Source organism: Pseudoalteromonas atlantica (assembly GCA_007988745.1).
GTDB classification, from domain to species: Bacteria; Pseudomonadota; Gammaproteobacteria; order Enterobacterales; family Alteromonadaceae; genus Pseudoalteromonas; species Pseudoalteromonas atlantica.
On the sequence record BJUT01000012.1, the window covers coordinates 17,098 to 32,968 of the forward strand.

12 protein-coding genes are annotated in these 15,871 nt (G+C 41.8%); 7 read left to right on the forward strand and 5 right to left on the reverse strand.

Translation table 11 applies throughout. The features are described from left to right. The first annotated feature begins 28 nt into the window (after window positions 1-28). Together PAT01_RS07550 and PAT01_RS07555 are read left to right on the forward strand one after the other, a co-directional pair. Window positions 29-919: a RodZ family helix-turn-helix domain-containing protein gene (locus PAT01_RS07550; RefSeq protein WP_154945261.1), complete on the forward strand. Its 891-nt coding sequence runs from the start codon at window positions 29-31 to the stop codon at window positions 917-919. A 62-nt stretch (window positions 920-981) separates the two neighbouring features. After that, on the forward strand, window positions 982-1,935 hold the full coding sequence (locus PAT01_RS07555) for a hypothetical protein (protein ID WP_154945262.1): 954 nt from the start codon (window positions 982-984) through the stop codon (window positions 1,933-1,935). Here PAT01_RS07555 and PAT01_RS07560 read toward each other — a convergent pair. After that, window positions 1,919-3,265, reverse strand: a complete 1,347-nt coding sequence (locus PAT01_RS07560; protein WP_154945263.1) for a S8 family serine peptidase — start codon at window positions 3,263-3,265, stop codon at window positions 1,919-1,921. The two genes, PAT01_RS07555 and PAT01_RS07560, sit on opposite strands and share 17 nt — an antisense overlap. 140 nt (window positions 3,266-3,405) lie before the next feature. On the opposite strand from PAT01_RS07560, the gene PAT01_RS07565 reads away from it, so the two are divergent. The 5 genes from PAT01_RS07565 to PAT01_RS07585 all read left to right on the forward strand — a co-directional run bounded on the left by PAT01_RS07565 (window position 3,406) and on the right by PAT01_RS07585 (window position 10,782). Beyond that, complete coding sequence (locus PAT01_RS07565; RefSeq protein ID WP_126006468.1) at window positions 3,406-3,897, forward strand: RNA polymerase sigma factor; 492 nt, start codon at window positions 3,406-3,408, stop codon at window positions 3,895-3,897. Continuing rightward, window positions 3,894-4,634 (forward strand): anti-sigma factor, encoded by a 741-nt coding sequence (locus PAT01_RS07570; protein WP_154945264.1) that lies wholly within the window; start codon window positions 3,894-3,896, stop codon window positions 4,632-4,634. The genes PAT01_RS07565 and PAT01_RS07570 overlap by 4 nt, the downstream gene beginning before the upstream one ends. A gap of 25 nt (window positions 4,635-4,659) precedes the next feature. After that, a complete protein-coding gene (locus PAT01_RS07575; protein WP_054982240.1) occupies window positions 4,660-5,172 on the forward strand; it encodes a CC0125/CC1285 family lipoprotein in 513 nt (170 codons plus the stop codon). Between the two features lie 501 nt (window positions 5,173-5,673). Beyond that, window positions 5,674-8,028, forward strand: a complete 2,355-nt coding sequence (locus PAT01_RS07580) for a TonB-dependent receptor (protein ID WP_186807275.1) — start codon at window positions 5,674-5,676, stop codon at window positions 8,026-8,028. Between the two features lie 351 nt (window positions 8,029-8,379). Continuing rightward, entirely contained in the window at window positions 8,380-10,782 is a 2,403-nt protein-coding gene (locus PAT01_RS07585; protein WP_154945266.1) for a TonB-dependent receptor, read from the forward strand. Window positions 10,783-11,285: 503 nt separating this feature from the next. Here the strand turns inward: PAT01_RS07585 and PAT01_RS07590 are convergent. Genes PAT01_RS07590 through PAT01_RS07605 form a run of 4 tightly spaced genes read right to left on the reverse strand, consistent with a single transcriptional unit; the run spans window position 11,286 to window position 15,836 of the window. After that, on the reverse strand, window positions 11,286-12,140 hold the full coding sequence (locus tag PAT01_RS07590; RefSeq protein WP_096739884.1) for a nuclear transport factor 2 family protein: 855 nt from the start codon (window positions 12,138-12,140) through the stop codon (window positions 11,286-11,288). Next, window positions 12,137-13,240, reverse strand: a complete 1,104-nt coding sequence (locus PAT01_RS07595; protein WP_154945267.1) for an ester cyclase — start codon at window positions 13,238-13,240, stop codon at window positions 12,137-12,139. Before PAT01_RS07595 ends, PAT01_RS07590 begins: the two co-directional genes overlap by 4 nt. A gap of 9 nt (window positions 13,241-13,249) precedes the next feature. Beyond that, the gene (locus tag PAT01_RS07600; RefSeq protein WP_064386751.1) at window positions 13,250-14,215 is read right to left on the reverse strand and encodes a nuclear transport factor 2 family protein; all 966 of its coding nucleotides are present in this window, start codon (window positions 14,213-14,215) and stop codon (window positions 13,250-13,252) included. 10 nt (window positions 14,216-14,225) lie between these two features. Beyond that, a complete protein-coding gene (locus PAT01_RS07605; RefSeq protein ID WP_024033725.1) occupies window positions 14,226-15,836 on the reverse strand; it encodes a sodium:solute symporter family transporter in 1,611 nt (536 codons plus the stop codon). Window positions 15,837-15,871: the final 35 nt, after the last annotated feature.

A 15,871-nucleotide genomic window follows, 5' to 3' on the forward strand; every position in this document is an offset into this window, starting at 1 on the left:
TCAATCCGACAAACTAGAGGACAAAACAATGACTAAATTAAATAAAATTGTAAGCGTAATGATGTTAAGCGGTGTGTGTACTTTTACAGGTGCAGTGCACGCCGCTGATATTGAACTATCTCAGTCAACGTCGGCGCAGCAACAAACATCTACATCTATTGCGCTTTCACAAAATGGTTTAACAGCCAGTGGTAGCAACGAGTCAAACGTATCTAACGATACACAAGTAACGGCTGATGATTCGCAAAACACAGATTCAACGGCGAATAACACACAAACTCCAGCGCAAGAAAGCAGTGAGGCCGCAGAGCCTGCAAATACATTAGTTGCATCTGCAAGCGGATCTTTAAATAATTCATTAAATGCATCGGCCTCGTCTTTGAATGCCACAGGCAATACCACAGCCAATACAGCGCTTGATGCAACAACGCAGTTAACCTCATCGGCGGGTAATTTAACAACCGCTGTGAGCCAGTCGTTATTACTTTCTGTTGCCTCTGAGCAAGGCACTCAGCCAGACTCTACCGATACACCAGCCGATGCCTCTTTACTTTCAAATGTGGGCAGCGCTACCGATTCAGTTACACAAGCTGATGCAACTAATGCAACTAATACGCTTAATGCGGGTGAGCTTACAAACCAATTAGCAATTACTAATACGGCTGCAAACTCAGTGAGTTCTGCACTGCAAATGGGTGATGCAATTAATACCAGTAATGAAGTAGTAAGCAATGTTCAGCAATCTTTAATTGCCAGTGTGCAAGACAGTACGGTTAGTAGTTTACAAAGCACGGTACAGCAAAGTGTTAGCGGGCAGGTGAGTGCGGCGGTTACTGATCAAATTAGTAACGATGTAGCACTTAGCACCGCAAGTGAAGTAGTAACCAACATTACTAACGATTTAGACCTAGGCCTTTAATACGCCAAGTGCTTGCACAAATGCCGAATGGGGAAACCTATTCGGCCTGTTGGAGAATAAATATGAAAGCAGTTATAACCGCCACTTTGTGTGTTTTTAGTGCCCAAGCGGTGCTTGCACAAACCAACCACGTTAAAACAGCTGAGCAAAATAAGCCCTTTAAAAGTAGCTTTGAGCTAAATGCAGATGCTGAAGTTGGGATATTAAGTAACTCGGCGCTCTCTGTTCAAGAGCTTGACGATATTTCGTCGCAAAGCGACAGCGGCATAAAAACCGCAGCCGGTGTTAATGCAAAATGGCAAGTAACCAAAAGCGCTGAATTAACCTCAAGCTATAAGTTTGAACAACAAGACTACGATGAGTTTGATCAATACGATTTAGACCTGCATCAATACGGTTTAGATGGCAGTTATAGCTTTAATAGCCATGAGCTAGGGGTTCGTTACGATGGCGCAAAAGCAAATGTAGATGGCGAAACATTTTTACATTTTAATCAAGCCAGCGCCTACTATGGCCATTTTTTAAACCCGCATACGTACTTGCGTATGAGTGTAAAAACCAAAGCTAAACGTTTTGTTACTGCAAAAGCACGTAATGCCGACGGCGTAGGCGGCGATGTAGCGCTTTATCATTTTATAAATAATGGCCAAACCATGCTAATGGCAGCGCTAAGTGCTGATAAAGAAAATGCCGACGACAACCAATACGACTTTAACGGCTACGGTTTTACTACTAAAGTTACGCACAAATTTGCGGCCTTTAATTTAGCGAATAAAGTGGGCGCAGGTTGGCGCTATCAAAATAAAGATTACGATGAGCAAACAACGGATGATTTTTTTGAGCAAATACCGTCGCGAGATGAGCACAGAAATGTCGTTAATGCGTTTTATAACCTAGCTTTATTTGAGCACGTAACACTCATAGCCGAGGCTGAATATGGCGATTATCAATCAAAGCTTAGTAGCAATACCTATACGCAATCGGTTTTATCGGCGTCAGTTAAAGTGCATTTTTAGGTGGGTAAATGGCACCATAACCAAAGGTGGTGTCTTTGCCATGCTCGCCTAAATCGACGGCAAGCGATGTAAGCTCGTTAAGAGCTTTGGTTTTATTATTACCATGCTTTAACAATAAACAACTTAATGCCGCGCTTACATGCGGCGCCGCCATTGACGTACCCGACTCCCTTCCAAATTTTCCATTGCCTTGACTTGTAACAACATTTACACCAAGGGCTGCAAAGTCTATGTAATCGCCTTTATTTGACCATCTATAAATTTGGTTATTTGCATCAATAGCACTTACCGCTATCACGCTTTTATACGCAGCTGGGTATAACGGCTGCGACGCCGGCCCTTGGTTACCTGCAGCAGCTACAATTAATACCTTTTGTTTTATTGCTGCAGTAATACTTGCTTCTAAAATTGCGTTATTTGGCCCCGTTAGGCTCATATTAATTACGGGTATTTTATTACTGACTAACCAGTTAAGTGCTTCTACTATGGCAAATAATGTAGCCCCTTGAGCATATTCAGATTGTCTATAAAACACCTCGGCACTGTAAAGCTTGGCATTGCCTAAAAGCGGGCTAAGTTTTGCGCCTTTACCTGTAATTAGCCCTGCAATGGCGGTGCCGTGTAAATTTGGCGAGCTTAACCCTTGTGGTAAAAAGCTTTGCGTAGTGATATTTGCACCTTCAAAAGCACTGTGTTTGGTATTAATGGCGCTGTCGATTATGCCAATTTTTACGCTTTGTGTGCAGTAGGGGGCAATAGAGTTATTTGGTGTTACTTTTTCGGTAGGCTCGCCTGTTTGCGCTTGGTATATGTGGTTTCGGTCAAGTATTGCAGACTCATCTAAGTTAAGCGCTTTTAATAACTCACTTTTAGAATTAACACCTTGTGGGGCGTTAAAGCGTACTAAGCTCATGTTAAGTGCGTTGTAATTTTTTACCGATACAATGGTTACATTTTGCTGTTTTAGGGTATTAAGTTGTTGGCTATTTGCCATTAATAACCATTGGCGCTCTATTGCTCTAAAGCCGTTTTCTAGCTCTACTTCAACAAATGCGGTGTTTTGGCTATTTATATTAATGTTAAGCACATTGGGTAAGCTGCTAATTGGCTCATTAATTTTCGCTTTTAGTTCATCAATCGATACTTGTGGTACAGGCACCGGAAGTGGTAGGCGTTGTGCCCGCTCTATTGTTTGCTCAATACGCTGCTCTATTGGGTTTAACTGCCCAAGCACTTGATCGACTCTCACTATATTGGCAGAGCTCGTTGCGCTAAATATGCAAAGCGAAGTGGCTATTATGTGTTTAACGCGTGTGTTTTTAATATTCATAGTGGGTTACTTCTATTAAATTTATCATGCTGGTTAGTTAACGTTTAACACATAGAAATATTTCATTATTCAAATTATTTTGATTCTTTGGGAATAAATGTTTTTTTGAATCGTCTTCTTTATAAAAGGGGTAAAAATCAATGAACGAAACTCTAAAAACCTTATTGCCCATGCTTAGGCGCTTTGCCTATTCGCTAACGGGTAGTAAAGCAGATGCAGACGATGTAGTGCAAATAACAATTGAAAAACTATTAGTAAAAGGCATTCCGGATGACGTTGAGCCTGCTAAATGGGCGTTTAAAATTTGCCGCAATGTGTGGATAGACGAATACCGCTCGCGCAAGGTAAGACAAAATACGGCTCAGGCCGATGTTTTACCAGAGCCAATTACAAGTAATGAGCACCAAACACTCGAAAACAATCAAATGCTTAAAAATGTAAATATTGCACTTGGGCAATTACCCGAAGAGCAACGCGCCATTGTATCGCTGGTGGCAGTGCAGGGCATGGCCTATAAAGAAGTAGCACATACACTCGATATACCTATAGGCAGTGTAATGAGTAAATTATCGCGAGCACGCAGTACACTTTATAATTTAATAAAACCCGACTTTAAAAAGGAGCAAGTATGAACATTAACGACGAAACACTTAGCGCCTTTTTAGACTCAGAGCTAAGCGAGCACGAAATGGAGCAAGTGCGCAAAGCCCTTGAAACCGATGATGAACTAGTAATGCGACTTGCAGAGCTAAGCGAAGTAGACATGCGAGTAAAAGAGCACGCAACAAGTATTGATGATGCACCCCTTAGTGAATCATTAGCTAAAACGGTTGCAAAGCTTGATACAGCAACGACAAAAAACACGTTAAATAGCAATGTAGTAACGTTAACGCCTTGGCAAAGGGTTAAGCAGTCGGCTAATAAAAGCTTAGCAATCGCTGCAAGCGTTGCCGTGGTATTTGGTATTGCAATGACGAGTTATTTACAACCCAATGAGTCGCAAAATTTAGTAGCTAGTAACATAGCATCAGCACTTGATACACAGCTAAGTAGTGGTGAGTATGAGCAAAGTGATGGCTCAGTATTTAGCGCGCAGCTTAGCTTTAAAAATCAGCAAGGTGAGCTTTGTAGGCAGTATGCGCTAAGCTCAAACAATACCACGCAAACAAGCATTGCTTGTAAAACGCAAAGCGGCTGGCAAATAAAAGCGCAAACAGCCGCGCGGCAAAGTGATAATGGCGCGCAATATCAAACGGCGTCTAATAACAGTGAGTTAGATGCTGTTATAGATAGCATGATCAGCGGCGCACCACTAGATAGAGCGCAAGAGCAGCAAGCAATTAGTGCAAAGTGGCAGTTAAACCAATAATAGTTTTTATAAAACGAGGTGAATAATGAAAACATCTATTTTAATTATCAGTATTTTACTTATGGCGGGTTGCGCATCTAAACCCGACTACCGCCCAGCTAATAATGGCTCACAAGGTTATAGCGAGCAAAAAATTAGTGACGATCAATACCGCGTCGAGTTTAAAAGTGTGTCAAACAACGTAGCCGATGCCGGTGACTATGCATTGTTACGCGCGGCTGAGCTTACCCAAGCGCAAGGCTACGACTGGTTTGTTGTAACAAATAAAGAAACCTTTGTTGAGTCTAAATCGCAAGCGCCCGCGTCATCTATTAGTGCATCACACAGCCAGCAATATGAGCGAAACTGCGGTTTATTAACCTGCGAAACACGCGTACGCCCGAGCAATAGCGTAGGCGTACAAGTGAGCAACAATGATAAACGAAAAGAAGTACACACCCTGATTGACATTAAAATGGGCAAAGGTATTAAACCCAGCGACAACAGCTATAGCGCACAAGACTTAATTGAAAACTTAAGCAAAAAGACACAAAACTAATTATGAGAATAGTTATTAGCTGTTGTTATTCTACATGTGATTATATTTCAGCTACACACTTACGGTCTAACCTTTAGAGACAGTGGGCACTTAATTATTAGTCGGTTAGGTGCCTACTTTAAATGTGATTACACACCCCTTGGACTTCGGAGTCTTTTAATCTGTATTTTCTCTACCATACTTCTTTCTTTGGTTGTTATTGTTAAATTAAACAGATTAAACCAGTGCTTTAAAGAATAAACTTGTAAATTAACTTTATAATTTTAAAGGGATTATTTTTATTTAAATACGCTGCTTCGTTTTTAGTGTTATGAACATGTAAAACTTTTACATAATCTTTATTGCATTCGAATGCAAAAAGCGATAGTTTTTATAAGTCGAAAAAATAGGCATTTAAATCGCGCTTTAAATCATTATAAATACTTAAAATTCGGTTGCGGGTTATTTAGCCCTTAAATGCTTAATAAAATAACTTATATCAACAGGTGGAGAATTAATCTCATGGCCGCACATATTTTACGTAAAACACTTATTTTTGCTGCAGTAAACACGGCGATATTGGGCTCAGCCTCGGTATACTCGCAAGAGGCAAAGTTAAACCCTAACAAAGAGTTGGAGGTTATTTCGGTTACCTCTACTAAGCGTGTTAAAAGTATTCAATCAGTGCCGTTGGCTGTGACCGCTGTATCTGCTAAAGATTTACTAGAAAATGGCGTTACTGATATCTTAAACCTTGATAGCTTAGCGCCAGGGTTAAAGTCGGGTGTGTCGGGCAGTGATGCTCGCCCAGCTATGCGCGGTGCTAGAACAGAGCAAGTAGAGGCTAACGATGTTGCCATCGCGTTTTATTCTAACGGTGTTTATCGTTCTCGTCACGGGCAGGCGCTTGCTGGGTTTGTTGATTTAGAGCGTGTTGAAGTATTGCGCGGGCCACAAGGTACATTGTTTGGTCGTAACTCATTTGGTGGTGCGATTGATGTTATAGCTAAAAAACCAGAGCTAGATATTACCGAAGGCGGTATGGCCGTTACATTTGGTAATTATGGTCATTTACGTGGTGAGGGCTTTTTTAATGCAGCGCTTACTGATGATACCGCGGTGCGATTTACTGGCGTTCGAGAAATAAGAGATCCCTACGTTGAAAATACATTTAATGAAGATGCAGGCTTAAAAGATGCTGATATGTATTTTTTACGTGGCCAAGTTTTTACTGAAATTAACGACGATATAAATTTAAATGTAAAAGTAGAAACGTGGCAGGATGAATCAAATGGCGGCGGTGCTTTTGGCTACCATATTTTAGGCGTTCCTATAAATCCTGCAACGGGTAAAACAAGTTTGTCGGCACCATTAACTGAGCGAATTGGTCGTGACGATGTGTGTGGCAGTAATTGTGGCCGCTTTGGCGCAGGTTTAGATAACGCTGCAACACCTGGTCTTAATACCGCACAGGCGGTATCGTCAGACCCATTTACTCAGCAGTTTGACTATAAACCATCGCGTGATGTAAGTGATGTAAGCATTAGTGCAGAGCTTAACTGGTCATTAGAGTCGGTAGATTTGAAAGTGATTGCAGCCTCAATGGATTACGAAGAAACGCGTCTTACTGATGGTGATTTTTCGACTTATGCAACCACGGTTGATGGCAATGCGGTTGAATCAAAAACAAACTCGTTAGAAGTGCAGGTTAGCTCAACGTATGAAAGCGACTTTGAATGGGTAGCGGGTATTTATTTGCTCTCAGAAGATTTAGACAACGCATTTTTAAATGGCAGCTATGGCGCTGTGGTTGATAATGCGCCAGATACAACGCAACCCCAAGAATTTCAGTACGCGTCGTGGTTAAATCAAATTCAGTTAGAAACAAGATCAGCTGCGGCCTACTTTCAAGGTAATTACACATTTAATGATGATACACGCGGTATAGCCGGCATTAGGTATACAAATGACAGCCGTGAGTGGGATATTTACGGCCAAAACCCAGATAACTTAAGCACGCTCGATTTTTCTGTACTTGAGGTTGATAACGCAGACGATGATTGGAGTAAAGTAACCTGGAAGCTAGGTCTTGAGCACGATTTAGCAAGTTCTCAACTGCTTTATGCTACAGTTTCTACAGGCTTTTTAGCGGGTAACGCACAGGGCGCTTTTAATGGTGAAGATAGCTACGATGAGCAAACAGTAACGGCTTACGAGCTTGGCTTTAAAAGCATGCTGCTTGATAATTCATTAAGATTTAACGCTTCTTTATATTACAACCAGTACGAGGACCTACTTTCTACTCGTTTTCAAAACGTGGGTGGTACGGCGGTGTCGTTTTTTGGTAATGCCGGGGAAATTGATGCTGCAGGTCTTGAGTTAGAAATTGATTGGCAGGCAAGTGATGCATTGCGCCTAGGGGCACGCGCCGCGTTTACAGACTCAACGTATGGCGACTTTGTTACGCCAAATGTATTTGAAGAGGGTGGAGAGACCATTAATGGCGTGGATAACTTACTGCAACTAGATGGTAATGACGTGCAGCTAAGCCCTAAATACAATATTACACTATTGGCCAGTTATGAGTTTGATTTAGGTGATAAAGGCCGCGTTGTGCCTGCTACCAGTATTCAATTATCGGATTCGTATACAACCAACGATTTGTCTTTTTCATTTGGTACTCAAGAAAGTTACCAAAAGTACGATGCTAGCCTTGCATGGTATTCGGCAGATAATGAGTGGTCTGTACGTGCGTATGTTCAAAACGCAGGAGATGAGCTTATATTACTTAGGACAGTCCGCTTTGGTGGTAATGTGGCTGCGGCCGATTATGCTAATCCTCGCACTTATGGTGTAAGGGTAGGCTATAACTTTTAGGCATTTTTCAATAATGTATTTTAAGGTTTAAGTAAAAGTGTAAGTTTGTGCATTTTGCTAAAATATAGCATTGAAATTTTAAATTAAACAATCGCTTACATAGAGCCAGTAATAAATTATTACTGGCTTTTTTTGTGTTTCGAAATCACTTTATTTTAATTTTAATATATTGTTTTATTTAGGTTAATTTCGATAAGGTTATTATTCGAGCAGAAAGTTGTTGATCTTTTTGACTTCGAAGTCTATTTTAGATCCATGCATTTTCAATTGATACAACTTGTTTACTGTAATAATTGAAAATGTAGGTTTGGGGAGAACTAAATACGTTTTATACTGGGGAGAATAACTATAATGAAAGCTAAATTTACACGGACTCTCGTTCACTTTGCTGTAACCACCGCTATTGCAGCAACCACAATGAACGCACACGCTGCGCAAGAGCCAGAACAAGCACAAACGCAAGAACAAACCGCAGAGCCCGCGATAGAGCGTATAGCGGTAACGGCAAACCGTCGCTCACAAGACCTACAGGAAGTATCATCATCAATAACAGCATTAGGGGAAGGGGACATTGCCCGTGCTGGTATTATTGATGTTACGGGTCTTGAACAAGTGGTACCAGGCTTACGTATGGGTTCGTCGGGTGGTGAAGTTAGACCCGCTATGCGTGGCGCTCGCACCAACGAAGTAGGTGTAGCAGGCACCGGTATTGCTGAGCAAATTGTAGGTATATTTCAAGATGGTATTTATGTGCCGACTACCTCATCGGGCTTAGGCGCGCTGGTGGATGTTCAACGCATTGAGGTATTACGCGGGCCGCAAGGTACGTTATATGGCCGAAACACGTTTGCGGGCAGTATTAATATTATTACTAATCAACCTGTTTTTGACGATTTACTGGGGAGTATAAAAGTTGAAACAGGCAGTTATAACCGCAGCGCTTACGAAGGAATTATAAATATTCCAGTAAGCGACACCGTGGCAACCCGTTTTGTAGTGGCCTCTGATCGTCACGATGGTTATATCAATAATTTAGTTGTTCCAGGCCCTTCAGATGACTTGCGCGAGAAAAACCAGTTTTATATGCGTAACGTTACTAAGTGGGAGCCAAACGAAAAGTTTAATGCCACAGTGCGCTTTGATTACTCTCGTAAAGATTCAAACTCAGAAGCTATTTGGGGTTACCAACAAATAGCTGGCTACCAAATTGAAGAAACCTCGCCGGGGTCGGGTGTATTTAACACCACGCCTACAATAACCGAGGGGCATATTTATCAGCCAAGTGATGCACAGCACGAAGACCTTGGCCCGTATGATGTATACCGCAATGGTTTTTCACTTGATAAGCAAGAAAGCTTTTCGACCACATTAGCACTTGAATGGTATACCGACTTTGCTGATATTAAATGGACCACCAACTACTCAACGCTTAGTGGTAAGCAATATTACGATAACGACTACAGCGACGGTGGCATTGATTTTGTAGGTGGTTTTGGTCGTGAGGATGACCAAAAAACACTTTCATCTGAGCTACAATTTTCATCTAACGATGAGGGTGATTTTTCGTGGATTGGTGGTCTTTACTACTTTGACCAAGAAGCAGATTGGAGCTGGTTATCGCATGCAGATACCACAGGCGATGGTGTATCAGACTCTGTTGTAGTGCCTTCGTGGGGGAACCCAGATTACGACCCGCATACGGCTAAATCTATTGCGGCGTATGGGCAATTACGCTACCAAGTAACAGAAGATTTGCGCGTGGTAGGTGGATTGCGTGTAAACCAAGACGACAAAACATTTACCGGCGATACAATACCAGATTGGGATGACTCAGCACTGCTTTATAAAGCGGCTGCCGAGTACGACATTAATAACGATATTATGGTGTATGCAAGTGTAGCGACAGGCTACAGAACCGGTGGCGCAAACGATTCGCGCGTTGTAGCTCGCGGTGCTGACCCACTTTACGATAACGAAGATGTTATCTCTTACGAAATGGGTATGAAAAGCTATTTGCTTGATGGCGCAATGCGTTTAAATCTTTCGGTATTTATGAACGAATACGAAGATGTAAAAGCACAGTTATTTGCAACCTCATGTAACGATACGACCACTGGCGATACTGTTTTAGAGTGTGTTGCAGCAGGTACTGCTACCACCTTTGAATACTACGAAAACGGCGGCGATGTAGAAACTGTGGGCCTAGAAGCTGATATTCAATGGGTGCCAATTGATAACCTAACACTAACCGGTACTTTATCTCTGCTTGATAGCGAATTTGCTGATGGCTATGCAGTAGGTAATGAGCAACTACGCCCATTATTAGCATTAGGTAACTTAGAAGGTCGCCAAGATATAAACGACAGCTCTAGTCAGTTTAGTTTTGAAGGCTGGAGCCCAGCTATGGCACCCGAATACAGCGTTGGTTTTTCAGCTCGTTATGAGTTTAGCTTAGGGGGGGATTCGTACTTAGTACCGTACATTCAACTAAATTACTTAGACGATTACTACGCGTTTGATACGAACATCCCAGAGGTGCAAGTAGATGCACACTTAATGGCTGATGCACGTTTAACTTGGTACATTAACGACAGTGTGCAAGTAGAAGCGTACGTTAAAAACATTGGTGATAAAGCGATTTTAACCCGTGGTGTAGTGCACTCACAAATCGTTGATGGCTTACCTGCAAACTCAGTACAAGCTAACTGGAACAACCCACGTACGTGGGGCGCAAGCTTAAAATATCAGTTTTAGAATTTCCTAAAATGGCCGCTACGGTCATTACTTTCAGCCAGCTATTTATTAGCTGGCTTTTTTATTTTAAGCTTGTTAGTTAGCTACTATTTAACTTTACTATTGTATTTCCCCCACCTTAGCTGGCATTTATTAAGTGCGCTTTTATTGGCTTTAGATTGTAAGCTTAACCCCTCTTACCTGACCTTAATTTAAGTTTGCTAAATGCATACGTGTATTTAAGCCATAAGTGCGTAACTTACAATGGGGGGGCTTGGCTGTTGGTTGGATACTCGGGCTTTAGTAAGGCGAGGCTGATACTTTATTTACTGCCTTTAACTATTTTAAAGCGTTATTTTTTAAATAAGTAATACCCAATCGCTTAATTAAGTGAGCTATTTTGAGTTATAAAAGCGAGTCATTAACAAGGTAAAAATTGCTTAAGTATGATTACAGGTTGCTACAAAGGCCATCTATAAAAAAAGCGCTCAGTGAGCGCTCGAAGGGAAGTGGAAAAGGTGACCTTATAATGCAAACTGCTGGTTAAGTGCCAGCGTGTCGAATTGCATTACTTCGTGGGTTATTTGATTATCGCTGATGCTAATAACGCTAATTATTTGCTGACGTACACGTACGTTTTTAGCATTAAAGCTGCCATCGAGAGTCCAGCATAGGGTGGCTTGGTTTTGCGTACTGTCATACTCAACGGTTTCTAGCTGGGCATAGCGTCTGCTTAGCGATTGCGTAAAATCTAAGTGGCAATCAAGCAGCGCGCTAATAGGTTGTGGCTGTGTGTTACCTGCAAGTACAGCCGTAGCGCTTGGAGTATAAAGGGTTTCAAACTGAGCCAGGTTGTTAGTTTGCCAAATTTGCCACCAGTTATCTAAAGTACGAGCAGTGTGAGAGGGCAGCTCGCAAATAGCGCTGGGGGTTGCATGAAAAGTAGTAGGGTGCAGCTGGTTATCTAAATCGCTAACAATAATCGGGTCACTTTTTGGTAGTTTAGGAATAACCGAGCTGTTATTTACCGTTGTATTTACATACTCGTTATTGGCTAGAGACAACGTATCAACCACACATTTTACTGACTTAATAAAAGTCCCGTTGTGTTTTATTACAAACGTTAAACGCACTGGGTTTTTAAGCTTTTTAGGCTGTAAAACCAGCTGTAGGGTTTCACGTTCTGCGCCTACACTATGAGTGTGCGATACACACTCAGACACACCATATTGAGCTAAAAAGCTAAGCCACAAAGGCTGCGCCTGCAAAGCACCCATGGCAGTAAAGTGGTGCTGCTGCCAACGGCTACTGCGAAGCAACTTGCTGCTTAGGCCTTCAATGTCGGCTTTAGTGTATAAATCGATAATAGCGTTGATCATGCATTTTCCTCCCACTGTGATTTGTTGACTAATGCATGTGCTTTAAATAAGTTTGCATAAAGTGCTACTTCATCAAAAACGGTGATCTCTTCGATGATTTTTTTGTTTTTAATACGCAAATGCGATGCGCCTAAAATAAAGTAAGGCTGCTGTTTAAGCTCACTTAGCTCGCTATTTTGCGGATTAAAGTGGCCGGCTAGCGACCAGCGTATCGCTACATCTGTTGTGGTTTCGTCAAATGGGGTAATAGCTATATGATCAATCGTTAATTTGGCGTTGGGGCAGGTTGCAAAAAATTGTATAAATACGCCGTTAATTTGTGCAAGTCCGGTGGCCATTCTGCCGCTAGGCCATTGCTGTGTGGCCGTTAAACTGTAAAATTCGTGCACTTTAGCAAACTGTTTTTGATTAAATAGCGTGTCTAACCAAGTGTGGGCAAATGCCGCAAGCTCACCCTCTACAATGGGCGTACTTGCAACGCGGTGATCTATGGCAATTACACGGTTAAATTCATCGTTTAGCCACTGCGTGTGTTTTTCTTTACTCGGAATGTTTGCCATGTGTTTGGCTACATTGATAATGTTTAAGCCAAGCTGCTTAACTAAAAAACCGTTGTCGCGCACTAGCCACTCTTTAACTATTTTGTTTTCAAAGCATACGCAGTCGGCAATGGTTGTAACACGCCCTGTTTTATGTGTTGCTGGGCCAAACTCAGAGTTACCTGTGTTAGTCATTACACTGCTAATTAAATGTGATGAGTAATAGTGCTCGTTGGCTTCTTCTGAAAACACCACGTTTTCGCCAATTAGGCTTCTGTCGGGGAAGGCGGCAATAGTTTTAAGGGTGCCTTGAATAACATCTTCTATGTTTTCGCCATAGGCGCCAAGGGTAAAAACAGGGCATACATCGGCGTAATAGCGATAGCATAAGCCAATGTTTTTTTGCTCCCAAATACGGTGCGTTATGCGTAAAATGTAATCAACGATATCAACAAATTCGTCATCAAAACCGATTAAAGGCTGTTGTTTGTTACCTTGCGGGTTTAACACGCTCGATAACGGCAACCAGTAAGGTTGGGTCATATTATTGTGTTTGTTCATGCTCACCTCTTAATTAGCTGCGGCTATTTTGCGTTGCATTTGCTCAAAAATATCAATGCCCATTCCATCTAATAAATGAGGGATATCAATAGCGACCCAGTTTTCTTTTAATATGCCGTTTTCGCAGCGCCAAAAGTCCATTACACGCGGGAACAGCTTATTGCCAGAAGGCGGTAGACCTAACCAGTCTTCACCGGTATGGGTGCCATACATGTGAGGCCAGCCGCCGGTAGCAACAAAGTTATCGTGACTTACTAAACACAGTGTTTTATTAATACCGCGATCAGGAAAGCCTTTTAAAAACGGCCCTTGATGGTGCTCTCTAAAGCCGCTAATTCCGCGGGTTGTACCAATGCCTGCTGGGCCATACCAAATAAAGTCTGGGTGCCAGTATTTTTCTAAATTAATGCTGTATAGGTCTTTACCGTCATAGCGGCCAAGCTCTGTGAGCATATCAACTACAAGTTGCTCGTTGGTTTTGCTAAGCGTTTCGTTTTTATCACCTGTTGGTACGCCATCAAGTGTGGTGGGGGGCATAACTAAACCTGGGTAACCTAAGCTTGGGCGTAATGGGTTTACGCCTACTTGGTTCATTACATCAATTAAATCTAAAAATGTATAAACACTAACCACTTGGTTGTTTTCTATTTGCGCCATTTCGCTGTAGCGAATAAACACACTTTTGCCACTGGCAGGAATACCCAATAAAGGCTGTGTAAATGTGCCGGTAAAATACCCTGTTGCACACACCCATTGCTCACCTTTGTAGTCGCCCTGGATAGAGATAAACGGTTTGCGCTCTATGTCAGGTAACGAATGTTTAAGTACGCCAAAGTAGTCATTAATCACATTTTGCTTTGTGCTAATAGGCTCAAAAGGGTGGCTTACCTGCCATTGAACGGAGTCTGCAAGCAATGCTTGATTTGGCAATTCTGCAGCGCTGAAGTTTTCGAAAAGCTGTTCTAAAATATTCATTTATTTCACCTTACACAAAATATTCAAATAACATGAGAGAGGCAAAGCTCAGTACAAAAAAGCCAAGTAACCAGTAATTGATTGAGTCAAACTTACCCGGAATTAAGTACCAGCCGTTTTCTTTTTCTGGACGTTTTTCATCTTTAAATGCTTTTAACTGACCTTTAATGGTGTATTCGTTGTAATCCTCTTGATAGCCATCAAATGCAATACTTAACGCAATGCTAAATACAAGGCAGGTTATTGCCCCTATGGCGCAGTACCATGGCCATGCAATGTCGGTAAACAGTGCGCACACAGCAACGGTAATAAACGACACTAAGGTGCCTATTAATAAGCCTTTTTCGGTGGTGTGCTTAGAGAAAAACCCAAGGGCAAACATGCCAAGCTGAGCACCTACAAAGTACGAGCCTACTTTAGTGAGTATTTCTAAAATTGAGCCTTCGCTGTATAGGTGATACATAATGGCCGGAATAATAATGATCACCGCCCAACCTAGCGTAAATAAGCGAGTAACATTTAAATAGTGAGCATCGTTTTTTTCAGGCGCAAAGTACTTTTTATAAAAATCGATAGTACTTATGGTTGAAAGTGAGTTAAGTGCTGAGTCGAGGCTCGACATAGATGCTGCCATTACCGCAGCGGCAATAATGCCCATTAACCCTGGTAAGCCATAATCAGCTGCAAACTGTAAAATAATTAAGTTGTCGTTTTCAAAAGTGCGCCCGCCGTAGTAGCTATAAAACAGCACGCCCATAAATATAAAAAACAAGTAAATAAAGAACGCGATAAAGCCCATTAGTAAGTAGGATTTTTTAGCATCGCCAATATTTTTAGCGGCAAGGGTGCGTTGCACCATCATTTGGTTAGTGCCATACACCGTAATGTGATACAGCGACATAGCCAGCACGCCAGACCACACGGTAGTTACTTGGGTAAAGTCGAGCGAGAAATTAAGTGGGTCTAATTTACCTTGGCTTTTTAGCTCGCTCAGAGTTGAGCTAAATGAACCATCCATTGAGGTGATAAGGGCATACATAATAATACCAGCCCCTATAAATAAGATGGCTGACTGAATTACATCGGTCCATATAACGGCGGTTATGCCACCTAGCATGGTATAAATAAGGGCGATTATGGTAACTAAAAATATCGCAGTTATAACATTTATATCGATAATAAAGGCCAACACTAAGGAGGTTGCATACAGCACTGCGGCTGAACCCATAGTTTGCGATATTAACCAAATAGTAGAGATAAGTAAGCGGGCCTTTTTACCAAAGCGGCGCTCTTGGTATTCGTAAATAGAGGCCACACCCGCGTTGTAAAAAAACGGAAAAAACAAACACACCACCGCCACAATAACCAGTGGGTAGTTAAGGTGTATGGCAATAACCGAGAGTCCCTCTTTGTAAGACCACGCTGGCGCACCTAAAAAGGTGAGCGCACTTACGTAAGTAGCAACAACCGATATACCAATAGCCCACCAAGGTGTTGTTTTTCGACCTATGTAAAAGTCGTTAGCACTACTGATCTTTTTACTAATTACAAACCCAAGTATTAGGTTGGCAATTATGTACCCGATGAGAATGCTCCAATTCAACAATCCAAAATCATTCATAATTAATCCTGTTAGATTAGGTTTTACGGGCTTGA